We start from the raw sequence: 23,542 nt of genomic DNA, 5'->3' as shown, positions 1-23,542 counted from the left end.
GCCTGTCGCGGCGGACTTGTAGGGTGGAAACGGCGGGGCCTTTTTGTATCCACTGTTCCAGTCCGTTCGTCCTTGACCACGCGATTAGCCAGCGGCGCAATGGGTAGATGCCGTTTTCTACATCCACCGATCATCTGCCGCTGCTCATTTTGGTGGATGGCCACTCGTGGATCGCCACCCGGTGGATCGGTGAAGCGTGATCCACCCTACGCTGCGCTGCTTGCGGCCACTTGATACGACGTGAACTTGCGGATATTGATAACCCCCGTATCAAGGATCAAATATTGACCCTTAATGCCCCGCAGGGTGCCTTCGACGACCGGCGTCTTTTCCAGATCAAAGCTGACGATCTTGGTCGGGTAGGCCTCGACCGGGTAGCGGATCTCGAGCACCTCGGCATCGGCCACTGGCTGGATCGCCTGCAGCCCGTAGCGCTGTTGCAGTTCACGCAAGCCCTCAGCGCAGGCATCGAAGATCTTTTCACGTATTTCGATCAGGTCGATGGGTTCGGCATCACCCTTGAGCAGTGCGCGCCAGTTGGTGCGATCAGCGACCTGGCTACGCAACAGGTCTTCTACCATTCCTGACTGCTGGCGAGTCGCAACGCGCATGATCGGCAGCGCCTGGCTGGCGCCCTGATCGAGCCAGCGCGTTGGCAATTGCGTGGCACGGGTGATACCGACCTTGATGCCCGACGAGTTGGCCAGGTACACCACGTGATCGGTCATGCAGAAGTCCATGCCCCACTGCGGATCGCGGCAGGTGCCGAAGTCGTGGTGGCATTTTTCCGGGCTCATGATGCAGATATCGCACTGCGGCAGCTTCTTGAAGCAGGGGTAGCAATAGCCCTGACTGAAGCTCTTGTTGGTCTTGCGACCACAGTGGCTGCAGTGAATGGCACCCAGGTACTCCAACCGCAGGGTCTTGCCGATCAGCGGATTGACCGGCACCAGCGTGTCGTTCAGGCGAAAGGAATACTGCGCCTGCTCACCCAACTGAATCGACATCTTGCTCAGCGCGCCGCGTCCCAGCTCGAGCATCAGTGCCGGGTCCCGGAAGCGGGTGAAAACAGGCTAGAGTCGATGGGCGTCTTGTTCTTGCTCTTGGAGCCACATTCCTGGCCACCCAGGTAGCCGGTGCGCTCCTCTTCCGGCAGGTTCCTCAGTTCCCAAGCGATCATCGCGCCGAGGCAGGTTTCTTTCTGCTCGGGCGTCAACTTGCGACCGTCGCTCCACTTGCCCAGCTCGACGGCAGTTTTCAGGTTTTCGTAGATTTCGGGGGTGATGTTTTCGATAGCTTCGATAAAGGACGACATGGCCGGCTCCCAGGGAATCAAGCGCGCATTCTACCGAGCAGCGCAGCTTTAGGGAAAAACCGATCAGCCTTTCAGTCGCCCATCCGCACCGCTCTGCGACGGGACACCAGCCCGCCGAGAACGCCGGTCAAACAGCCGGCAACCAGGCCGCCAACATGCGCCGCATTAGCGATCGCCAATGCGCCGAAGCTCACCACTTCGATCACGCCCGTCAGGCAGACCACCAGCCAGACCAGCATCAGCACCACAACGCCGGGCGGCAGCCGATAGGCCTCATCGGGAGAGAGCTTTTGGAACAGCCAGCAATGCCCGAGCAACCCGTACAGGACGCCCGATAGTCCGCCGAATATGCCTGGGCCGCCGTAGGTGTACTGCGCCATATTGGACACGACGCCGAACACCAGCGTCAGGCCGAGCAACATCAGCGCGCCCTGTCGATATTCGATGCGCCGCCCAAGCTCCCAATACCACATGGAGTTCATCGCCAGGTGGAGAAAGCCAAAGTGTACGAAGATCGGCGTCACCAGCCGCCACCACTCCCCCGTAGCGAGTGTCTGCTCGAGCGTAGCGAAGTAGGCGTACTCACCATCGATGCGAAAATCGCTGAAGTTAAACCAGCGAATGGTGCCGAAGTTATCACCTAGCATGGTGATCGCAGCAGCGATCATTGTCAGCACTAACACCGCTGCAGTCAGCGGACTACGGCGAAGGCTGGCGACGAAACCGCCAGCGCGGCGCGACGGTTGTTCGGCTACTACAGCACCATCACCCCGTGGGTAGCGCTGGTAAAGCTCACGGACCTGTTCTGCGGTCTCTGCCGGCACCCGCAACACCTGCTCACCCGACTCTTCAGAGACGCGGCAAGGCACCTGCAGTCGCCGCAGCAAGGCAATGAAACCGCTCAGGTCTTCCGACAATGGCAGGCGCAGCGCTTCAACGATGCTCATCTATCGCTCCACGTCCACCCAGACGAACTTCGCCGGGTCGAGTCGGGTTTCCTCATCGAGCCGATAGGCGACCAGCTTGCCGTACATTACCGCGCTGTAATCGAGACAGGCCAGATTCGACCGGATTGGTGCTGGCGTCCCACTGCGCCAGTAATGGCCGACGAACAGCAAAGGCTCATCGGGGCCATAAAGGAACAAGCGGCTTTTCTGGCTTTGGCTGAGCGGCATTCGCGCCGCATGTTCCGGCAACCCGTCGGGTTGAAAAACCACATCGCCGTACGTCTGGGGGTCTTCTTCCCAGAATTTGGTGCGAAAGAAGCTGCGTTTGAAACCTTCAGCACTGGTCAGCGTAAGCCCTTGCGGCAAAGGCATATCGGTGCCTCGGAGTAGACGGTCAAGAGCCTTGGCGGCAAAGCCGTCCGCGAACGCGGCGTCACGGAGGAACTCATGATCGACGCGCGCGCGATTAAGCCGTTTGCGCAGCTGATCGATCACCCCGCTGTCCCAGCAGGCGTGCACCACGCGAAAGCGCTCGCTTTCCAGAAACAGCGGCAGTTCCATGAACCAGTCGCGAAAGGCGCGCCACTCATCTGGGTAGTGCTCGAACTGCTCGAATGTCTGTTCGAGTAGCTTGCCATAGCGCGGCGTGTGCTCACGAACGAAGGTTTTGCCGCTCTCTGGCGGTGCCGGGATGTACCAGCCCAGCGCGTTGAACTCGTGATTACCCATGATGCAGTGCGCCTGCTCCGCTTCGACCATCGCATGGACGAGATGAAGCGCTTCGCGAATCCGCGGACCGCGATCGATGATGTCGCCGAGAAAGATCACTTGCCGGCGCGGATGCCGCCATACGTCACCGTGGCGACGATAGCCCAGCTGGTCGAGCAGATGCGCCAACGTGTGGGCACAACCATGCACGTCCCCGATCAGGTCGTAGCTGCGCTCCGGATCGACAAACACTATTCCCCTCCACCGAGTCGGCTGCCCCAGCCAAGCTTGGTGCGGCAGACCTCGTAATAGTTGTGGTCAAGCGGGTGAATCAGGTGAAGCTTCTGCGGCTTCTTGCGCACCGTGACGGTATCGCCTGGTGCGCAGGTGAAATGGTTCTGTCCATCACAGGAGACCTGCGGATAGATCTGCATGTTCGGCGAGACGACGATTTTTAGTTCGCTGTTGCCGTCCACCACAATGGGCCGGCTGGACAAGGTATGCGGATACATCGGAACCACCACGATTGCATCCAGGCGTGGATGCATGATCGGCCCGCCAGCGGATAGCGCATAGGCCGTAGAGCCTGTGGGGGTGGCGATGATCAGCCCGTCGGCCTTCTGACTGCAGACGAACTGGCCATCGATGTACAGCTCGAACTCGATCATCCGCGTCGACTTGCCGGGGTGCAGCACCACATCGTTGAGCGCGTCGCCTTCACCGATCGACTCCTCGAAGCGCCGCACCTGAGCTTCCAGCAGGAAACGATTCTCCAGGGTGTATTGCCCGCTGAGCACCTCGGCGACCTTCTCTTCCAGCTCATCAGGGCGGATATCGGTGAGAAAGCCAAGGCTGCCACGGTTGATCCCCAGCACCGGGACTCGATGTTTGGCCAGCGCCCGCGCCGCACCCAGCAAACTGCCGTCACCACCCACCACGATCACCAGATCGCAGGAATCGCCCAAACGTTGCCGCGAGGATGTCTGCATGCCATGACCGGGCAGCACCTCGGCGATGTTTTCTTCGAGGATCACGTGCAGATGACGCTCCACGAGGAATCTCTTCAATCGGCGAATGGTGTCCAGCACCTGGGAACTGCCCAGGCGGCCGATGATGCCGATGTTGCGGAACTGATCCATTGAAACTCCCTGTAGGCGAGACGGGTAACAGGCAATTGCGAGGCAGGAGAAAACACCGACCGGCCGAAGCGTAACAGGCACTTGTTTGGTGTCGCGCAGGCACGTTCGAGTTCAACAAACTGGTCGGCTCGGATTCCCCGTTGCAGTGCAGCCGGCGAATTATGGGCGAAAGCTGGAAGTGGCAGCAAACCAACCTCGGCTATGCTGCTTGCATGAACCTTCCTTGCCTTGGCGATCTGCTCCCCGGCCTCGTGCACCCCGCCGTGCGGGATCTCGCATGGGTCCTGCTCTCGCCACCCTTGCTGAGCGAAGCTCCAGCGCCACAAAGACACCCGCTGACGGCCAGCCGCTGGGCTGAGAAACCCGGCGAACTGGCCGACTGGCTGCGCCTGCTCGACACGCAGCCGAGCGTTCTCGAGGCCTGGCTCGCGCAACGCAGTACTCGGCGACTGGGCCTGTATTACGAGCGGCTCTGGCAATTTGCGTTGTGCCAGGCGCCGGATATCGACCTGCTGGTGGCGAATCTGCCGATCCGCCAAGGCAGTCATACGCTGGGCGAGCTGGATTTGCTCCTGCGCGATCGGGACGGCGTCCATCACCTGGAACTGGCCGTCAAGTTCTACCTCGGACTCGACGGCGACAGCACGCTGCACCACCGCTGGCTGGGCCCCGGCAGCCACGACCGGCTTGACATCAAGCTGCGGCGCCTCTGCGAACACCAACTGAAGCTACCGGCGGAGCCCGCCGCTCAGCTGTTGCTCAGCGAGCTGACCAGCGCTCAGATCAACAGCGCTCTGTGGCTGGGCGGCTACCTATTCCAGCCGTTAGCAAGCGCCCGCTCTACGCCTGCCGGCGCCAATCCTCTGCACCTTGGCGGACGCTGGTTGCGTCAACACGACTGGGCGGGCTTTGCTGAAAACGACCGCAGCGCGATCTGGCAACCCTTGCCCCGCCATGCCTGGCTGGCGCCCGCGCAGGTTCCGCGCGGCGCCGTCTGGCAAAGGGCTGATTTCGACCGTTGGCTCAGCGAAGTTGAGGGTCAATGCCAAGCGAAAATGCTGGTGCGCCTGGAAGCGCATGCGGATGGACACTGGCTCGAGCAGGAGCGCCTGTTTCTGGTTCCCGACACCTGGCCGGCTCACTGAGCCGCAGCTGACGTGAAAATGTCATCAGCATCCTGCAGACTTGCGGCGACCGCAGTGCCACCTCCTTTCGCCGTAAGGGTCAGTCTCGATGAGCTCGGACCAGCTCCATTCAAACGCCCCGGAACACTCGAATCCGTGGTCAATCTTTCTGTTATTCCTGCGCCTGGGCCTCACCTCATTCGGCGGGCCGGTGGCGCACCTGGGCTATTTCCGTGATGAGTTCGTCCACCGCCGGCGCTGGCTCGACGAGCAAGGCTATGCGGATCTGGTAGCCCTCTGTCAGTTTCTCCCCGGCCCGGCGAGCAGCCAGGTCGGGATTGCCATAGGGTTGCTGAGGGGCGGCTATTGCGGCTCGCTGGCGGCCTGGACGGGATTCACCCTGCCGTCAGCGATCGCGCTGGCATTGTTCGCGCTGGGCATCGGTCGCTGGGGGGGCAGTCTGCCGGACGGAGTCCTCCACGGGCTGAAGATCGTCGCGGTTGCCGTCGTCGCCCAGGCGGTATGGGGAATGGCGCGCAATCTGTGCACCAATGGCCCGCGTATCGCTATCGCCCTGCTGGCTGCCTGCGCTGTTCTGCTGTTGACCAGTGCCTGGGCGCAGCTGGTCGTCATTGCTATCGCCGGTCTGACGGGGCTGCTGTTGTTTCGTCCCGCTGCCAAGCCCAGCCTGACGCCCTTCCAGCCTCGCGTGCGGCAAACAGTCGGTGTCTTGGCGTTGCTGCTGTTCTTTGCCTTACTGCTGCTGCTACCCGCCTTGGCTGCTGTCTCGACCAACCAGCTGGTGGCGATGGTTGACAGCTTCTACCGCGCCGGCGCATTGGTGTTCGGGGGAGGCCATGTGGTGCTGCCGTTACTGCAAGCCGAAGTCGTGCCCAACGGCTGGGTCAGCAATGACACTTTCATGGCCGGTTACGGCGCCGCTCAGGCGGTCCCAGGGCCGCTATTCACCTTCTCTGCCTTTCTCGGGGCCTCGATCAGCAGCGGCAGCAGCCTGATCAACGCCGCGCTGTGCCTGATTGCCGTGTTCATCCCGTCGTTTCTACTGGTATTTGGCGCTATGCCTTTCTGGGATCGGCTGCGTGCCAATCGGCGCATGCAAGCAGCGCTGGGCGGGGTGAATGCTGCGGTCGTCGGACTGTTGCTGGCAGCGTTATACGATCCGGTCTGGACCAGCGCGATTTTTGGTCCAGGCGATTTTCTCTTGGCGGCCATTGCCCTGGCTGCCTTGATGGTGTGGAAGTCGCCGCCCTGGCTGGTGGTAATGGCTGGCGGCATCGCCGGCTGGTTGCTCGCCATGCTGAGCTAGACTCTCGTCGGCTCAGCCGCTGCGTTCGGTTCGCCCGCCGGAACGCGCGAGATAACCGTTACCCTGCTCACAAAGCAACTTCACGTAATCTTCTGCTGACACCCCGTCGAGGCCGCCTCACAGCGGATAAGCGCTGAAGCCCAGCTGCGTCAGCAGGAACACCGCGCTGGCGCTGCGTTTGCCGCTGTCGCAGTAGCACAGATACAACCGATCCTGCTGCAGCAATCGCGCCTTCAGCCGCAACAGATGCAGCGGCATTGTCAGCGCCAGCCGGGCATGCCCCTGCTAGTATTCCTCCAGCAGCCGCACATCCAGCCATTGGGCGCCTTGCTCAATCAGCGCATTCGCCTGTTCCAGGCTGAGCTCATCGACTACCGGCGCCTTCAACAACGAAACGAAGCTCTCGCGCGCCAGTTTCAGCACGCATGCATCTTCGATCAGCGTAACGGTGGCGTTGCGCGGTGCGTCGGTAAGCAAGGCCTCTTCACCGAAGCAGGCGCCGACGTCCAGCTCCGCTACTACCTGGCTGGCGCTGCCAAGGCCAGTCATGACTTCGGCGCGGCCGCTCTTGAGAAAGTAGCAACAGTCGCCGGCCTCACCTTCACGCAGCAGCACGTGGCCGACCGGAAGGTCGATGGTTTCGAGCCTGGTAAGCATGTCGCGTACGTTTGCCGGGGGCACCTTCGCGAACAGCGGGTTTTCCAGCAGCGCTTCGAGCCAGTCGGTCAGCTCACCTGCCGTTGCCAGCTCCAACAACAGATCGGCGTTGGCATGCTGCCAGGTCACAAGGCGCTCTAGCTGCGCGCTGTCGATGCCCAGCACGCAGGCTTCTTCCAGGGCGCAAACTTTGCTCACCTGTATGCCGGGCGTAAAAACATGGCGACTTTCAGGCGAGCCTGCAACCAGGGGACGCTCGCCATCCGGGGTCAGTAGCGACAGGGTGCCGCTGAGCAGAAAATAGCTCAGACCCGACGGTGCCTGCTCATCGAACAGCTCGTCGCCTGGCGCGAGGGCACGTGGCACCAACTGATGGCGAATTTCCTGCAGATACCGGGACGGCAGCGTGTTGAGCGGAACCAGGCGGGGGAGCAGATCCGAAAGTAGCGGCTTGTTCATCCATGAATTCCGAAGGGGCGTGAGGTCAGCGCAACAGCGCTTCCAGTTGCGCCTCGGCAGCTCTCCTGCCCTGCAGACCACCGGTGTGCACGAAGATGAGCCGCGTACCAGCGGCAAAATAACCGCGCCCTGCATAAAGGCGCAATGCCATCATCGCCTTGGCCGTGTAAACAGGCTCCAGCGGCACCCCCGATAGCGTTTCTGTCTCCAGCAGGAACCGAGCCAGTGGCTCGTCGAATCGACCGAAGCCACCGCGGCAGGCATCGATCAGCTGATACCCGGAATCAGCTATGCCAGCGTCCCGCAACAACCGGCTCACCTCGTCTGCTACACCGTGCGAAGGCGGGCCTGCCAGGGCTCCGTGAACTGTTTTTCCGCGCCGCTGCGCCTCGCCGATAACCAACCCGGCTAAGGTGGTACCCGTGCCTGCGGCAAGCCACCAGCCCTCGTAGTCCGTCCAGCCGAGAGCGGCCAGGCGAGTTTGCACGTGATTGACCAGCGGGACGCAACCCAGCGCACCAGCAAGCCCGCCGCCCCCCTCCGGCACGCTGTAGTAGCCGGGATAACGCTCGCGCCAGGTATCGAAGAAATCCGCTCGGTGCCGCTCGCGATAACCCCCGTAACCGAGCCAGTGCAGCTGCATGCCGAAGCGCTGCAAATCTTCAACAGTCGCTGTTTGCTGCGGATTGCCGCGCAGCAGCCCAACGCTCCCCAGGCCGTAACGCTTGGCCGCGGCGGCTAGCGCATGCAGATGATTGGAATGAGGGCCGCCAAGGCTGATCAGCCCTGACGCGCCGCTGTCTTGCGCCGCAGCGAGGTGGTGGATGAGCTTGAACCACTTGTTGCCGGACAGCTCTGGATCGACCAGATCCAACCGCAGCACGGCTAATTGGACATCGGCTGCGCGCAGCCAAGGCAGATCGAGCCGTTGCAGCGGCACCGAGGCCAGGCTGGGGATGGACACAGAAATGATAGAAAACCCTGTCAGCTACCGGTACGCAGCCGATCTTGAGACCGGTGCCTGGCGCAACAATTGGACTCGCCGATCACGAAGCGTGCGGGTGAATCGACCTTGTCCAACGGCATGTTGCAGCGCTCACCAGTCGACAGACTGGCCACACAGGTAGGCTGCTGATAATGCTGAACCCACTTGCCGTACTGCTCCTCGGAGACCGCGCATTTGGCAGCGGCATACGCCAGCGGATTCTCCTGATAGCGCGCCATGTCCTGAAGGGCGATGGTCAGGTGTCCGGCGCCTGGGTGATAAGCCATGAATATCACGCCGAGCCGCGACAACCGTTCGAGCATCCGGTCACCAGTCTGCTCGGCCAACACCCCAACCTGCTTCTGCAGCGCTTCGATGTCTTCCTGCAGTTGCGCATCCAGTTCGTTGCGATACGCCAGTTCGACGTCCCGAATAGCTACCTGCTCCTTGTATTCGGCCACCGCTGCGGCGACTTGCACCTGCACCTCAGTGCTGAAGCGCGCCCGAGCAGCGTCAGCTTCGTCGCGACTGTTCTGCTCAACCGCACGCAACTGCTGGCTCATCTCTTCACGGGTCTTCTGGAAGCCCTCGGCCTGCTCGGCGAGCTGGGCGCGAAGTTTCACCGTCTGCTGCTCCTGCTCAAGCAACTCGCCACGCAATCGGGCTACTTCGTTCTGCAGCGTTGCCTGCTGTTGAGCGGCCAGGTCCCGCAGTCTGGCGATATCGGCCTCTCGCAATTGTTCCAGGCTGGCAATACGCAAACGCTGCTGCTTGATCAACTGCGCCGCCTTGAGTCGTTGCTCCTTTTCAAGCTGCTCGGCGCGGCGAGTGGCGACCTGCTTGGCCGCGTCCGGCGCGTACCAGGTATCTTCGGCCACCATTTGCAGGCGCTCGGCGGGCACGGCCTGTGATGTCTCCTCTTCAACCAACAGCCCGAGTTGGTTGCGCTTGATACGATCACGCAACATCACGAAGTGATTCTTGCCAGGCGTTAAGTCTGGGTCCCACAAGTGCATCTGGTGCCAGGACACCGGGCACTGACTGCGACAGGCCAGGCGAATCGGCCCGGCGCCAAGATCCGGCCCCCGTCCGGCGCGTTCGGCGAGGCTGCGCAACGGAATATTCCAGCCACTGTCGGCTGATCCATCCTCATTGAAATCGAGGTAGAAGAACACCGCCGCGCGAATCTGCAGCCGGGCGTTGACCAGAACATACGCGACCCGCATCTGCTGATCGGCAAACTCCATCATGCTCACCACCCCATCGAGCATGGCTTCGAACTCGGGATAGAGCATTTCCTTGCAGATGCCGCCATCATTGAAGAACAGTACGGCCTCGACCGTCTGCGGTTTAATCTGCATGCTCGGCTTCCTCAACAACTTGAAACGGCCCGCGAGAATCCGCGCCGCGGGTACGTGATGCCCGCTAGCCATGGTTGGCGCAAAGTGTAGGGGAAAAAGCGAAACCGGCAATGTGACTGGGTTGGCAGCGCCTTCGCCGCCAGGATAGGCTGCCGAAGCGCCACCGACAAACTGTGAACGGATCGGATTAAGCCGGCCGGCCTTTCAATGCCGCGAGCTGAGGTGCCAGGCGCCTGCCCATCTCTTCACCGAGCGCTTGCAGCCCGCTCATCGGCCGGATCATGACTTCGAAGTCGGTAATCAGCCCGCTCTCATCGAAGCGAATCATGTCGATGCCCTTGAGCTGACGATCACCGACGCGAGCGCTGAACTCCAGCACGACGTCCATGCCATCGGCGCTCGCCAACTCGCGGTGGTAAGCAAAATCTTCGAACACCGTCACCACGGTATTCAGGATCAGATTGACCGCTGCCGCGCTCTCGTAGGGCACGAAGGCCATCGGCGAGCGAAACACTGCCTGCGGATGCAACAGATCCGGTAGCCGGCCCAGGTCACCGGCTGCAATCATCTGATGCCAGCGCTTTAAGGTTTCGCTGGCAGCCGGTTGTAACGCAAGGGATGTACTCACATCGTCGCTCCTATACGAAAAAGTCCCGCCAAACAGACTGTGTGAGAAGCGGGACTTGTCTGGATCAGACTTCAGCGGCTAGCCGTGAACCCTGGTTGATGGCGCGCTTGGCATCGAGCTCTGCGGCGACGTCAGCGCCGCCGATCAGATGAACTTGGCGCCCGGCAGCCTCGAGTTCGGCCTGCAATTCGCGCAACGGGTCCTGGCCGGCGCAAACAATGACCGTATCAACCGGAAGCACCTGCGGCTCACCATCGGCCACACGGATATGCAGGCCTTTATCATCGACCGCCAGGTATTCAACGGCGCTGATCATCTGCACATGCTTGTTCTTCAGTCCCGTGCGGTGAATCCAGCCGGTTGTCTTACCCAGGCCACTGCCAACCTTGGTTTTTTTGCGCTGCAGCAGATAGACCTGCCGTGCCGGTGCGTGGGGCTCCGGCTGAACGCCCGCCACCCCACCGCGCGCTTCCAGTGCGAGGTCGATGCCCCACTCGCGCCAAAACGCCTCTCTGTCGAGACTGGTCGAGAGACCGTCGTGAGTGATGAATTCCGACACATCGAAGCCGATCCCGCCGGCACCGATGACTGCCACGTGCTGCCCTACAGGTTTGCGTTGCAGGATCGCGTCGATGTAGCTGATCACCATTGGATGATCGATACCTGGGATATCCGGTGTGCGCGGCGCAATACCGGTTGCCAGGATAATTTCATCGAAACCGCCCGCCAACAGGTCAGCCGCACTGACGCGGGTGTTCAGACGGACGTCGACGCCAGTGCTCTGCAGCTTGCTTTCGAAGTAGCGCAGGGTTTCGAAGAACTCTTCCTTGCCTGGCACAAGCTTGGCGATATTGAACTGACCGCCAATTTCACTCGAGGAGTCGAACAGCGTTACCTGATGGCCACGCTCGGCCGCTACGGTGGCAGCCGCCAGGCCAGCCGGGCCCGCACCCACAACTGCAATTTTCTTGATCGAGGTGGTGGGGATGTAATTCAGCTCTGTCTCGTAGCACGCCCGCGGGTTGACTAGGCAGGTGGTCAGTTTGCCGCTGAAGGTATGGTCCAGGCAGGCCTGATTACAGCCGATGCAGGTGTTGATGGTGTCGCTGCGGTCCGCAGCCGCCTTGTTGACGAAATCCGGATCGGCGAGGAACGGGCGAGCCATGGACACCATGTCCGCATCGCCTTCTGCCAGGACCTGTTCAGCAACTTCCGGCGTGTTGATGCGGTTAGTCGTTACCAGCGGAATGCCGACCTGGCCGCGCAGTTTCGCCGTTACCTTGGTAAAAGCCGCGCGTGGCACCTTGGTGGCAATTGTCGGAATGCGGGCTTCGTGCCAGCCAATACCAGTATTGATCAAGGTGGCACCGGCTTGCTCGATGGCCTTGGCCAGCGTCACTACCTCGTCCCAGGTACTGCCGCCCTCCATCAGATCAAGCATCGACAGGCGATAAATAATGATGAACTCGGGGCCAACCGCTTCGCGTACGCGCCGTACGATTTCAACCGGAAGACGCATACGATTTTCGTAGCTGCCGCCCCAACGGTCGGTGCGGTGATTGGTATGAGACACCAGGAATTGATTGATGAAGTAGCCTTCCGACCCCATGATCTCGACGCCATCATAGCCAGCCTTTTGCGCCAGGCTTGCGCAGTTGACGAAGTCACGGATCTGTTTTTCGATGCCCTCTTCGTCCAGCTCGCGTGGGGTAAAGGGGTTGATCGGCGCCTGGATGGCGCTAGGTCCTACCAGCTGAGGGCTGTAGGCATACCGCCCGGCGTGGAGAATCTGCATACAGATCTTGCCACCCGCCTCGTGCACCGCCTGGGTGACCACCTTGTGCTCTTCTGCTTCCTCAGGTGTCGACAACTTGGCTGCTCCGGCGCGTACCGAACCTTCCTCGTTCGGCCCGACCCCACCGGTGACGATCAGGCCAACGCCGCCACGTGCGCGCTCGGCAAAGAAGGCGGCCATGCGCTCAAATCCATTGGGCATCTCTTCCAGGCCGGTGTGCATCGAGCCCATCAACGTGCGGTTGCGCAGCGTGGTAAAACCCAGGTCCAGCGGAGCCAGCAGGTGCGGAAAAGCGGTCATGTTCATTCCTCGATCAGGCGGCACAGCTGGTGCCAGAATTCGTCGGTCGGATCGCCGCGCCTCTGTCGGGCGCAGTCGCAGTGCCGTGACGATAAACAGCACCCGCCGCGCGCTCAATGACCGAAAATTACAACTATCTGACTGAAACGCGCAAAACGCTTGGCAAGCGTCATCACGATGCCTAGGCTCTGCGCAACACCTTTGGTTCTGTATCCCATGCGCACCTATAGCAAGTTGCTCGGCGTCGCCGTTGTCGCCTTGGCGGCACTCGTCATTTACCTCGACTGGACCCGTGATCGTCGCAGTGGGCCTCTGCTTTCCGATCTTCGGCTTCTGCCAATCGAGAGTCAGGGCCAGCCGGGTGAGACCGGCAACCTGCTTGGCATCGAGACCCGACTGATGCCGGCGGACTACCAGAGCCGCGAACGACTGTGGTTGAAGTTCGCCACCTACCTGGACCAGGCGCACGGAGCCGGACTGCTGAATCCCCGCACTGTCGTCGTACTGCCAGAGCATGTCGGCACGGGCTTGTTCGCCCTCGGCGAGAAACCGGAAGTCCAGCAGGCACGCACCCTGCGCGACGCCATGCAATGGATGGCGTTGAGCAATCCGTGGGACTACCTGCGAGCGTTGCTGGATAACGAAGGGGATGATCGCCGCACCGAAGCCGTTCTGAAGCTCAAGGCACGGAAGATGGCCGATGACTATCAGGAAATATTCGGGGGTTTGGCGAAAGCGTACGGCGTGACGCTCGTCGCCGGCTCGATCGTCCTGCCCGAACCCTATCTGGACGAGGGTCGACTACGCAGCGGTAGCGGCCCGCTTCGGCAGGTCAGCCTCACGTTTACGCCAGACGGCGATGTATTGGGCCCGCTGCAGTACAAGAAGCACCTCAGCCGTTATGAGCGCCGTTACAGCGAAGCGCCTGAGGACCGGGCGCCCTCGGTGCTTCAGACACCGGCTGGCGGGTTGATCGTACTGCTTGGCTGCGACGGCTATGCACGACGCTTTTCCGAAGAAGCCGAGCTGCTGGCCATACCGGGTGCGCGTGACGAACCGCTGAACACCTGCGGCGCGAACCTGAGCACAACGGCAAAACTGGCACGCATGGAGGTGCAGACCCTCGGACTGCCCTGGAACCTGGTGGGTTCGCCTCGCAGACCGACACGACACCTTCATGGCGAGCCGGTGCGATTGAATAATCTGTGGCTGCCGGATCGACCATGAATCGTCAAAGGGTCCGGCTCGGTGATCTCTCGGTCGGCTTCGTGCACAGCCTGGTCAGTGCCCTGCAGGAACAGCACATCGATCCCCAACCGCTGCTGGATGCGTACGGACTCGACCATGCGCGGCTGTCCGAGCCGCGAGCGCGACTGTCGATTCCACGCTACATGCGCCTGGGTCATGCGGCCATGCAGCTGGTGGGTGACCCAGGGCTAGGGCTCGAAATGGGGCGGCTGCGCAAGGCCGGCCACCTTGGCCTCGTCGGCGTGACTTCAGCCCAAGCCCCGACGGTGCGCGAAGCCGCACGGGCGCTGATTCGCTACGAGCCGCTTTATGCGAGCAACTACCGAGGTGCGTCGGGATTTCACGAAGATGCAACCGGTGCCTGGCTCAGGTTCTATTCAATTAGCCCTTACAACAGCTATAACCAGTTCGTCGTTGACACAGTATTGGCCAGCTGGGTTACGCAACTCGGTGCGGTCGCGAGCCAGTCGCTCACCCCGGCTGCGGTGCAGATCGAATTTCAGCGCCCCAACTACGCCGCACGCTACGATACGTTTTTTGGAAAACCCGTCGAATTCACAGCTGAGCACAATCAGCTGCGGCTGGATCAGGCGACGCTGGCGCTGCGCAACCCGGAACACTGCCCGGGCACCTGGCGTCAGCTTCTCGAACTCTGCGAGGCGGAACTGGAAATCCGCACCCGCACCCGCAGCCTCCGCGAGCGCGTCGCTCAGCTGCTCGGGCCGATGCTGAAGGGTCAAGAACCTGATCTGCAGCAGGTCGCAGGTAGGTTGCAACTGCCGCCCTGGACGCTGCGTAGAAAATTGGATGAAGAAGGCACCAGTTACCGCGCCATTCTCAATGACACTCGCCGAGATCTTGCCATGGCTTACATCCGCGACACCGAATCGGCGTTCGGTGAGATCGCCTGGTTACTCGGTTTTTCCTCGGCGGAAGCCTTTCAGCGGGCGTTCAAGCGCTGGAGCGGACAGACGCCAGGCGAGTATCGGCGCGCACAGCGACGCGCCGAGTGATTCATCAAAGCTCAAAGGCGTCGTCAGCAGGCTCCGGCCCGTCCTGCTCCGATGCGTGCCATTCGAGTATTTCGTCTTGATAGTCGTCCATAGGAACGTCCTCTTCTCAGGTTTGCCTAGTGCTGCTCTTCAAAGTCCATGCCAGCGAAACTAACCTGCATACATGACGGAAACATGAAGCACTTCACAGCCCGGATGACCATTAAATAGCCTGAGCAGGCTGCAGCCACAACGCGCCATATCGCCGCACCTTCACTCATAGGCTCTAACTTGGCAATTACGGCGATGTCAAACCCGCCGCAGTCATCGCCTGGCGCAGCAGCCAGGCCACCACTCCAAGAGCAAGTACGCTCGCAGACCAGATCAGGACCAACCAGGTCATGCGCTTCCACAGCGGCTTGGGCTTGGATGCACCGCTTTCGTGCTTTTCTTGCATATATCGCTCCGTGACGGCCCGTTTCAGTGATAACCGTCGTCTGCACTGACCTTGCCGCGGAACACGTAATAGCTCCAGGCGGTGTACATGAGGATCAGTGGAATGATCAGCAGCGCCCCGACCAAGGTGAAACCCTGGCTCTGCGGCGGAGCGGCGGCGTCCCAGATACTGATGGATGGCGGAATGATGTTTGGCCAGAGGCTGATTCCGAGTCCGCTGTAACCCAGAAAGATCAGCGCCAGGGTAAACAGGAACGGCGAATAATGAGCGTAACGCTTGATCGACCGAAGCAGCCCGAAAGTACATACCAGCACCAGGATCGGGACCGGCAGGAACAGGATCAGATTCGGCATGCTGAACCAGCGCTCAGCGATATCCGGATGGGTCAACGGCGTCCAGATACTGACAATACCGGTCACCGCCAGCACGGCCCAGACCAGCGGAATGCCGATGTCATGCATGCGTTTCTGCAGGTCGCCAGCGGTTTTCATGATCAGCCAGGTGCAGCCCAGCAAGGCATACGCCACGATCAGGGCCAGGCCGCAGAAAACTGAAAACGGCGTCAGCCAGTCCAGCGGGCCACCCGCATAAGCGCGATCAGCCACGGGAAAGCCGTGGATAAAGGCGCCCAGTGCGACCCCCTGGAAGAACGTCGCGGCCAGCGAGCCACCAACGAAAGCCTTGTCCCAGATGTGCTGACGAGACGCGCCGGCCTTGAAGCGAAACTCGAACGCCACACCGCGAAAGATCAACCCCATCAGCATGAAGATGATCGGTAGATAGAGCGCAGATAACACGACCGAGTAAGCCAGCGGGAACGCAGCGAACAGCCCTGCGCCGCCCAAGACCAGCCAGGTCTCGTTGCCATCCCAGATAGGCGCCACGGTGTTCATCGCAACATCGCGCTCGGACGTATCAGCCAGAAGCGGAAAGAGGATGCCAATACCCAGATCGAACCCATCCATCACCACGTACATCATGATGCCGAAGATGATGATGACGGCCCAGATCAGCGAAAGATCAATACCCATGACTCAGTTCCTCTCGCCCAGTTTGTCGCCACGATCGTGCGGTATCGCCTCGTCGGCGGCGGACAACGGCCGCATCGGCGTGCGCTTTTCCCCCGGCCCACCGGCGCCCTTCTCGTCTCCTTCATTGATGATTGGGCCTTTGCCAATCAGGCGCAAAACGTAGACGAACCCGATGCCGAACACCGCGAAGTAGATCAAGACGAACATCGCCAGGGTCAGCCCCAGTTGCGCGGCGCCATGACTGGAAACCGCATCGGCCGTTCGCATGATCCCGTACACAACCCACGGCTGCCGTCCGACCTCGGTGGTAAACCAACCGGCGAGGATCGCCAGAAGCCCCGAGGGGCCCATCAGCAAGACCAGACGTAAGAAAGGTTTGATATGGAAAAGCCTGCCACCGCGACGTAGCCACAGGCTCCAGAAACCGGTGAGAATCATCAGCAGCCCCAGCGCGACCATGATCCGAAACGTCCAGAAGACGATGGTTGAGTTAGGACGATCCTCCTTGGGGAAATCCTTCAGCGCAGGGATCTGCTCGGTCAGGCTGTGCTTGAGAATCAAACTACCCAGATAGGGAATTTCGACCTCGTAGCGGGTTTCTTCACGCTCCATGTCTGGCCAGCCGAACAGCAATAACGGCGTCGGCTCGCCCGAACTGTTATCCCAGTGACCTTCCATCGCCGCGATCTTGGCCGGCTGATATTCAAGCGTGTTGAGGCCGTGAAAGTCACCGACCACCGCCTGGATTGGCGCAACGATCAACGCCATCCACATCGCCATGGAGAGCATCTTGCGCACCGCGGGGTTATCGTTGCCGCGCAGCAAGTGCCAGGCCGCGGAGGCGCCCACCATGAATGCTGTTGCGAGGAAGGCGGCAATCGCCATGTGGGTGAGGCGGTACGGAAACGAGGGGTTGAAGATAATGGCAAACCAATCCACCGGGACGACGATGCCATCGATGATCTCGTGGCCTTGCGGTGTGTGCATCCAGCTATTGGATGCCAGAATCCAGAAGGTCGAGATAAGAGTGCCGACTGCCACCATCAGCGTTGAAAAGAAATGCAACCCGGCGCCGACTCGATTCCAGCCAAACAGCATAACGCCGAGGAAACCGGCCTCAAGGAAGAAGGCTGTTAGTACCTCGTAGGCCAGCAACGGCCCCGTGACGCTTCCAGCAAATTCGGAATAGGCGCTCCAGTTAGTTCCGAACTGGTAGGCCATGACGATCCCCGAGACCACCCCCATACCGAAGTTGACAGCAAATATCTTCAGCCAGAAATGGTAGAGATCCCGATAAACCTGACGCTTGGTTTTCAGCCACAACCCTTCCAGCACCGCCAGGAAACTCGCCAACCCGATGGTGATCGCCGGGAAGATAATGTGGAAGGAAATCGTGAAAGCAAACTGGATCCGCGCGAGTTCAAGCGCTTCCAAACCGAACATTAACCACCCCTCGTCAGTACGCCATCAGCCCCTGGCTTGTTAGTCACAGCACGCTTTACTGACAGCATTTAACCGCAAGGGTGCGCCGGATACCCCGTTACAGGTTGACGCAGGTCAAGGTAAAACAGCCTAGGATGTGGCCACGCCCCTCCGCTTTGGCCTTTCTTGTGGCTCAGCTGCGCCCATCAGCCGCGCCGGCAATACGCCTAACGCGTCCGAAGGTCGCTATGCCGTGCGCCACAAGGCTTAGGCCTCCTACATCAGCCCCGGAAGTAACCCACCTTGCGATTCAACTCCTGGGCGAGCGTCGTCAGGTCGCGACTCGAGGCGGCGACTTGATTGGAGGCAGCAGAACTGGCGACGGCTGAATCATGGATGCGTGTCACGCTCTGGTTCACCTCCTCGGCCACCGCACTCTGCTCTTCCGAGGCCGTTGCGATCTGAGCATTCATTTCGTTGATCGAGCCAACCTCTTGACGAATCTTCGACAAAGCCGCCTCCGCCTCGTGGGTTTGCTCAACCGTCTGTTGCGCCATTCGCCTACTGGCCTGCATCACCTCTGTCGCCTTGCCTGCTCCGGCCTGCAAGGACTCGATCATTTCACTGATCTCACTCGATGACTGCTGGGTTCGGTTAGCCAGCGACCTCACCTCGTCGGCCACGACCGCGAATCCCCGGCCGTGCTCCCCGGCGCGCGCCGCCTCGATGGCAGCATTCAGGGCCAAAAGGTTGGTCTGCTCTGCAATGGCGGTGATGACCTGCAGAATTTTTTCGATGCTGCCGCTCTGTTCGGAAACCTGGGTAACCGTCTCGGTGGCTTGCTCAAGCACCTTGGCCAGATTGTGAATCGATATCGCGGTCTCACCCACCACGCGCGTTCCGGTCTCGACTTGCTCGTCGGCGCTTTTGGCTGCAGTCGCGGCGCGGGCTGCAAAGTTAGCGACTTCACTGACGGTCGCTGCCATCTGATTGATGGCGGTCGCCACTTGCTCGGCCTCAGCGGACTGCTGCTGGATCTGCTGATTGCTGTTGGACGATGAGGTCAGCAGTTCCCCTGACGCCACGCCAAGCCCGTCTGCGGCCGCACGAACTTCGGCGATGATGCCGGTCAATCGGCTGGCCATTTTTGCAGTCGCACCCATGATGCTGTCCGGATAGCGGGTGTGGATCGCCTGGCCGAGGTCGCCATCGGCAAGGTTGCCGATCACTCGAGCCACTTCATCTGGCTCTGCACCAAGCGTTGATCGCAACTTGCGGATGATCAGAACTGCGATCGCCGTGCCCAACAAAATCGCTATGCCGGTGACCGTGACGATGAGCATGAGAAAGCCGCTAGCCGTATCACGCACCACGGTCACTTGCTCATTGATGGACATCTCCTGATGATCGATAAAGGCGTTGATTAGGCGCAGCCACTCGTCATAACCACCAGCGACGTTTTGCAAGAGAAAGGCGTAGGCTCGCTCCGAGCCTTGAGCGAACCGCAGGTCGACGACTTGTCGGGTCAGCTCGTTGGTCTTTGCTTCGACCGCTTCGATCTGCCCCATCAGTTGAAGCTCGACAGGGTCAGCGGTGCGCTGGGCCAGCATGGCCTTCATTGGACCGGCCGAGTCGGCATACATTTTTGCAAGCCGATCGATTTCCGCGACCCGATTACGCGCGAAGTTCGGATCTGCCGCGCTTACCGCGTCGCGTACTGCAATCGCACGGTCATGCACGCTTCCGCGGAAGTTGATCGCGTAGCGCTGCTTCAAACCTGCCTGAGAACTGATGCTCTTCATGGCCTGATCGATGGTGTCGACCTTCAACGCACTGATCATCGCGACCACCGCCATCAACGCGAGAACTACGAAAAAACCGAGACCGAGGCGCCTGAACACTGCCATATGCTTGTTCATGGTGGGTCTCTGTATGGAGCTGCTAGGCAGCCGGCAATTGAGGGTGTTACGGCGCGTCACCAAAAACTCTGAGCCGGCCATATCTTGTACAAGAAGATGACACATTGATATATCTTTGTACAAGTATTTTGCTCACAATCTCCCGCTCAGACGGTAATTCCGCACTAAAACGCTTCTACAGCGCGAAGATCCTTCACACAGCACTTGTTGCTTGTACAAGTTTTGAGAAGTTAACCTGAAACAGAAGACGCGCAGATCCAGACCAGACGCATCGTCGTGGCTGAGGCAGGTTGAAATGACCGAATTGAGCAGCAGAAAGGTAGAAACGAAAAAAGCGGCCCTAAGGCCGCTTTTCGCGTGGCTTCCGCAGATGGGAAGCAAATATGGCGCAGCGGACGGGACTCGAACCCGCGACCCCCGGCGTGACAGGCCGGTATTCTAACCGACTGAACTACCGCTGCGCGTCGGCCGGACTTTCGTCCGATTCGCAAGACTTAACGTTCAACCGTTGTGATTAGTGGCCGATCGCCCTGCGAGGCGCGCAATTTACGCATCTGCCCTAATCAAGTCAACACTGTGTCTCGATTATTTCAAAAAATAAACGCCGTATTGCAATCACTCGGCTGATTGGCCGGTCGTAGGGCACCTTTTGCCTGAAAAACAGTCGGTTGCACTGGCATACTCAAGTGCTTTTTTGTCATGGTCCGGGTCTACACTGCCAGTCAAACCCGCTGCGCCCGGTAATCACGGTCCAAACTAGCGGTCTCGTTCATCAATCATTCGGCTTCACGGAGCGCCTAGCTTGGCTTCCCCCGCAGCACTGCAAAGAGTCCGTCAGTATGCGCCTCTGATCGTCAGCGCAGTTATCGTCGTGCTATTCGGCCTATATCTGGCTGGCCGTATCGTGGCCTGGCTCCAACTGAGCCAAACGCCAGCGGCCGCAATGTCGGACAAGAGCCAGCCGACTGGGGCCGCACCTGACCTAGAGCGAATGGAACGGTTATTTGGATCCCCTGCCTCAAGCGGTCAAAGCTATATGCCCGGCGAATCGAGTTCTGACCTAACCTTGCTAGGCAGCTTCGTTCATGCTGACCCGGCTCGGTCGACCGCCATCATCCAGCTAAGCAGCCAACCGCCACAGCTTTATAGAGTCGACCAAGAGATAGGGTCAGGGGTGCGCCTCTACAGCGTTCACCCAGACAGGGTTGAGATAATGCGTGGCGGTCGTATCGAAAGCCTACTCTTTCCAACCGTTCGCTCTTCCACAGCCGCAATCGATAGCATGCCTGACTACAGTAGTGAACCAGCGGAGATGGAAGCACTCGACCCGCAAGCGGAGATGCTTCAGCAGCAGATGGAAGCACTCCGGCAACAAATGGAAGGGGCTCCAAGCCCACCAGAAACCATGCCCTCCGACGAACAGACCACGGAAGACAACTGACCGATGCTGCCTTTCTCCTCCCGTCCGCTCATTATTTTGCTCGCCGCCGGTCTGCTCGCAGCCCCCCTGCCGCTGTATGCGGCCGACCCCGGAATCGAGCCGAGCGAAACCCAACAGGACGGCTGGACGATCAACCTCAAGGACGCTGACATACGCGCCTTCGTTGACCAGATCAGTCAACTGACCGGGCAAACATTCATTGTCGACCCTCGCGTAAAGGGCCAGGTGAGCGTGGTGTCGTCGACAACGCTGTCGCTGGACGAGGTTTATCAGTTATTCCTGTCGGTCATGGCAACCCACGGTTACAGCGTACTCACACAGGGTGAGATCGCGAGAATCGTGCCGAACGCCGAAGCTAAATCCGATGCTGGTGGCGGGCCAACCGGTGGAGACCTGCTGGAGACCAGGGTTATCCAGGTTCAGCACACGTCCGCCACCGAACTGATTCCGTTGATCCGCCCACTGGTTCCGCAATATGGGCATCTCGCGGCCGTCAGTTCTGCCAACGCACTGATCATCAGCGACCGCAGCGCCAACATTGCACGCATCGAAGATCTGGTGCGGCAGCTCGACAAAGCCCAGAACGACGATTACGCGGTAGTGAATCTGCAATACGGCTGGGCGGTCGACATCGCTGAGGTCCTGCGTAATACCTTGGCGCGTGGCGAAGCCAAGGACACAGCAGGAGCGCAGATCATTGCCGATTCGCGTACCAATCGCCTGATCTTCACCGGACCGGAGCTGGCGCGCCAGAAGCTGGCCAGCCTGGCCAAGACGCTCGATACGCCCAACACCCGCTCAGCCAATACACGGGTGATTCGCTTGCGCCACAATGACGCCAAGTCTCTGGCCGAGACACTTGGCGACATTTCCGAAGGGCTTGCCGAACCAACAGACGGCGAGGTTCAGGGAGGACGTAACCAGAACATACTCATCCGCGCGGACGAGAGTCTCAACGCTTTGGTCATGCTGGCCGAACCCGAGTTGATCTCGACGCTCGAGTCAATCGTGCGCCAGCTTGATGTACCACGGGCGCAGGTGATGGTGGAGGCCGCCATCGTCGAAGTGTCGGGCGATATCACCGACGCGCTCGGCGTGCAGTGGGCCGTGGACGCACGCGGCGGCACGGGCGGAGCCGGTGGTGTCAGCTTTGGTAATACCGGTCTTTCCATCGGCAGCGTGCTCAACGCCATCAACGACAACGAGATACCCGATAATTTGCCCGACGGCGCCATCATCGGTGTGGGTACACGTAGCTTCGGTGCACTGATCACCGCACTGTCTGCCAACAGCAAGAGCAACCTGCTGTCCACCCCAAGCCTGCTGACGCTGGACAATCAGGAAGCCGAGATCCTGGTAGGCCAGAACGTGCCATTCCAGACCGGCACTTACACCACGGATGCTTCCGGCGCCAACAACCCATTTACCACCATCGAGCGAGAGGACATCGGCGTCACACTCAAGGTGGTTCCGCATATCAACGAGGGCGCAACGCTGCGCCTGGAGATCGAGCAGGAGATTTCCTCGATTGCGCCGTCCGCCAGCCTCTCGGCCCAAGCCGTGGATCTGGTCACCAACAAACGATCGATCAAGAGCACCATCCTCGCCGAGGACGGCCAGGTCATCGTGCTTGGCGGGTTGATTCAGGACGACGTGACCCGAACCGACTCCAAAGTGCCGCTACTCGGGGACATTCCATTTCTGGGTGCATTGTTCCGCTCGACCCAGGAAAGCCATATCAAACGCAACCTGATGGTGTTTCTGCGCCCTACGGTAATTCGTGACCGTGCCGGCCTGGCAGCGCTGTCTGGCAAGAAGTACAGCGATATCCGAGTCATTGAAGCCAGCCCAGGCAGTCCAAGCATCCTGCCAGCCACTCCGGAAGGCCTATTCGATGGACAGGGACAGCCGGCACCGGCAATCGACCTACGCTCCAACGAGGCCAGCCAACGCAGCCGCATGCCTTCTACCCCGGCAACGCAGCGCGCGCCACAGAGCTTCACCTCACAACCGCAGCCTCCGATTCAGGCGCCCGCTCGCTCAGGCTGGGCAGTGCAACTGGCGAGCCTGCAAAACGGCGACAGTGCGCAGGCACTGATGAACAAGCTCCGCGAGGAGGGATTCGACGCCTACCTGCGCGTCACCGGTCGCACGCATCGGGTGTTCGTAGGCCCGATAGACAGTCGACCGGAAGCCAAGCGGATTCGCGATGAACTGGAAATCGAACAGCGGCTTGACGGTTTTGTGGTGACCTTCGAGCCGACGAAGAATTGAAGAACTGAACCTC

At 60.3% G+C, this 23,542-nt stretch carries 19 protein-coding genes, 1 tRNA gene and 1 pseudogene; 6 read left to right on the top strand and 15 right to left on the bottom strand.

All coding sequences use genetic code 11. From position 1 onward, the window contains the following. Positions 1 to 206: 206 nt before the first annotated feature. The 5 genes from BUE09_RS15115 to BUE09_RS15095 form a co-directional block, all read right to left on the bottom strand. On the bottom strand, positions 207 to 1,040 hold the full coding sequence (locus BUE09_RS15115) for a DUF2797 domain-containing protein (protein WP_073301937.1): 834 nt from the start codon (positions 1,038 to 1,040) through the stop codon (positions 207 to 209). Then, entirely contained in the window at positions 1,040 to 1,315 is a 276-nt protein-coding gene (locus BUE09_RS15110; RefSeq protein WP_073301935.1) for a YeaC family protein, read from the bottom strand. The genes BUE09_RS15115 and BUE09_RS15110 overlap by 1 nt, the downstream gene beginning before the upstream one ends. Positions 1,316 to 1,386: 71 nt before the next feature. Next, complete coding sequence (locus BUE09_RS15105) at positions 1,387 to 2,262, bottom strand: rhomboid family intramembrane serine protease (RefSeq protein ID WP_073301933.1); 876 nt, start codon at positions 2,260 to 2,262, stop codon at positions 1,387 to 1,389. Next, positions 2,263 to 3,222: a metallophosphoesterase gene (locus BUE09_RS15100; protein WP_073301931.1), complete on the bottom strand. Its 960-nt coding sequence runs from the start codon at positions 3,220 to 3,222 to the stop codon at positions 2,263 to 2,265. It lies immediately after the preceding gene. Next, the gene (locus BUE09_RS15095) at positions 3,222 to 4,109 is read right to left on the bottom strand and encodes an NAD(+) kinase (RefSeq protein ID WP_045426155.1); all 888 of its coding nucleotides are present in this window, start codon (positions 4,107 to 4,109) and stop codon (positions 3,222 to 3,224) included. The genes BUE09_RS15100 and BUE09_RS15095 overlap by 1 nt, the downstream gene beginning before the upstream one ends. Before the next feature lie 212 nt (positions 4,110 to 4,321). Here BUE09_RS15095 and BUE09_RS15090 point away from each other — a divergent pair, with 212 nt between their 5' ends. Then, on the top strand, positions 4,322 to 5,254 hold the full coding sequence (locus BUE09_RS15090) for a DUF1853 family protein (RefSeq protein ID WP_073302041.1): 933 nt from the start codon (positions 4,322 to 4,324) through the stop codon (positions 5,252 to 5,254). A gap of 88 nt (positions 5,255 to 5,342) precedes the next feature. Continuing rightward, entirely contained in the window at positions 5,343 to 6,560 is a 1,218-nt protein-coding gene (gene chrA, locus BUE09_RS15085) for a chromate efflux transporter (RefSeq protein WP_073301929.1), read from the top strand. Between the two features lie 12 nt (positions 6,561 to 6,572). On the opposite strand, the pseudogene BUE09_RS15080 reads toward chrA, so the two are convergent. The 5 genes and pseudogenes from BUE09_RS15080 to BUE09_RS15060 form a co-directional block, all read right to left on the bottom strand. Then, positions 6,573 to 7,676: pseudogene (locus BUE09_RS15080) on the bottom strand (cyclic nucleotide-binding domain-containing protein). A 25-nt stretch (positions 7,677 to 7,701) separates the two neighbouring features. After that, complete coding sequence (locus BUE09_RS15075; RefSeq protein ID WP_073301927.1) at positions 7,702 to 8,646, bottom strand: 1-aminocyclopropane-1-carboxylate deaminase/D-cysteine desulfhydrase; 945 nt, start codon at positions 8,644 to 8,646, stop codon at positions 7,702 to 7,704. Between the two features lie 14 nt (positions 8,647 to 8,660). Further along, positions 8,661 to 10,022, bottom strand: coding sequence for a coiled-coil domain-containing protein (locus tag BUE09_RS15070; protein ID WP_073301925.1), 1,362 nt, complete (start codon positions 10,020 to 10,022; stop codon positions 8,661 to 8,663). Positions 10,023 to 10,209: 187 nt separating this feature from the next. Then, positions 10,210 to 10,650 carry a nuclear transport factor 2 family protein gene (locus tag BUE09_RS15065; RefSeq protein ID WP_254980623.1) on the bottom strand — a complete coding sequence of 147 codons (441 nt, stop codon included), beginning with the start codon at positions 10,648 to 10,650 and terminating at the stop codon, positions 10,210 to 10,212. A gap of 64 nt (positions 10,651 to 10,714) precedes the next feature. Further along, complete coding sequence (locus BUE09_RS15060; protein WP_073301923.1) at positions 10,715 to 12,745, bottom strand: NADPH-dependent 2,4-dienoyl-CoA reductase; 2,031 nt, start codon at positions 12,743 to 12,745, stop codon at positions 10,715 to 10,717. Positions 12,746 to 12,961: 216 nt separating this feature from the next. Here BUE09_RS15060 and BUE09_RS15055 point away from each other — a divergent pair, with 216 nt between their 5' ends. Then, complete coding sequence (locus tag BUE09_RS15055; protein ID WP_073301921.1) at positions 12,962 to 13,972, top strand: carbon-nitrogen hydrolase family protein; 1,011 nt, start codon at positions 12,962 to 12,964, stop codon at positions 13,970 to 13,972. Then, a complete protein-coding gene (locus BUE09_RS15050) occupies positions 13,969 to 15,006 on the top strand; it encodes an AraC family transcriptional regulator (RefSeq protein ID WP_073301919.1) in 1,038 nt (345 codons plus the stop codon). Before BUE09_RS15055 ends, BUE09_RS15050 begins: the two co-directional genes overlap by 4 nt. A gap of 277 nt (positions 15,007 to 15,283) precedes the next feature. Here BUE09_RS15050 and BUE09_RS15045 read toward each other — a convergent pair whose 3' ends face one another. The 5 genes from BUE09_RS15045 to BUE09_RS15025 all read right to left on the bottom strand — a co-directional run bounded on the left by BUE09_RS15045 (position 15,284) and on the right by BUE09_RS15025 (position 20,275). Further along, the gene (locus BUE09_RS15045) at positions 15,284 to 15,442 is read right to left on the bottom strand and encodes a DUF2474 domain-containing protein (RefSeq protein WP_073301917.1); all 159 of its coding nucleotides are present in this window, start codon (positions 15,440 to 15,442) and stop codon (positions 15,284 to 15,286) included. Positions 15,443 to 15,465: 23 nt separating this feature from the next. Next, positions 15,466 to 16,473 carry a cytochrome d ubiquinol oxidase subunit II gene (cydB, locus tag BUE09_RS15040; RefSeq protein ID WP_073301915.1) on the bottom strand — a complete coding sequence of 336 codons (1,008 nt, stop codon included), beginning with the start codon at positions 16,471 to 16,473 and terminating at the stop codon, positions 15,466 to 15,468. 3 nt (positions 16,474 to 16,476) lie between these two features. Continuing rightward, a complete protein-coding gene (locus BUE09_RS15035; protein ID WP_073301913.1) occupies positions 16,477 to 17,916 on the bottom strand; it encodes a cytochrome ubiquinol oxidase subunit I in 1,440 nt (479 codons plus the stop codon). A gap of 260 nt (positions 17,917 to 18,176) precedes the next feature. Continuing rightward, a complete protein-coding gene (locus BUE09_RS15030; protein WP_073301911.1) occupies positions 18,177 to 19,814 on the bottom strand; it encodes a methyl-accepting chemotaxis protein in 1,638 nt (545 codons plus the stop codon). A gap of 384 nt (positions 19,815 to 20,198) precedes the next feature. After that, a tRNA-Asp gene (locus BUE09_RS15025) sits at positions 20,199 to 20,275 on the bottom strand. A gap of 410 nt (positions 20,276 to 20,685) precedes the next feature. On the opposite strand from BUE09_RS15025, the gene BUE09_RS20865 reads away from it, so the two are divergent. Then, positions 20,686 to 21,255, top strand: coding sequence for a type II secretion system protein N (locus BUE09_RS20865; RefSeq protein WP_368389036.1), 570 nt, complete (start codon positions 20,686 to 20,688; stop codon positions 21,253 to 21,255). A 3-nt stretch (positions 21,256 to 21,258) separates the two neighbouring features. Further along, positions 21,259 to 23,529: a type II secretion system secretin GspD gene (gene gspD, locus BUE09_RS15015; RefSeq protein WP_073301907.1), complete on the top strand. Its 2,271-nt coding sequence runs from the start codon at positions 21,259 to 21,261 to the stop codon at positions 23,527 to 23,529. The last annotated feature ends 13 nt before the right edge of the window (positions 23,530 to 23,542 follow it).

Source organism: Stutzerimonas xanthomarina DSM 18231, assembly GCF_900129835.1.
In the GTDB taxonomy this organism is placed as follows: Bacteria; Pseudomonadota; Gammaproteobacteria; order Pseudomonadales; family Pseudomonadaceae; genus Stutzerimonas; species Stutzerimonas xanthomarina.
Note: the sequence above shows the minus strand (reverse complement) of the source record. Positions and strands in the feature narration are given on the sequence as shown.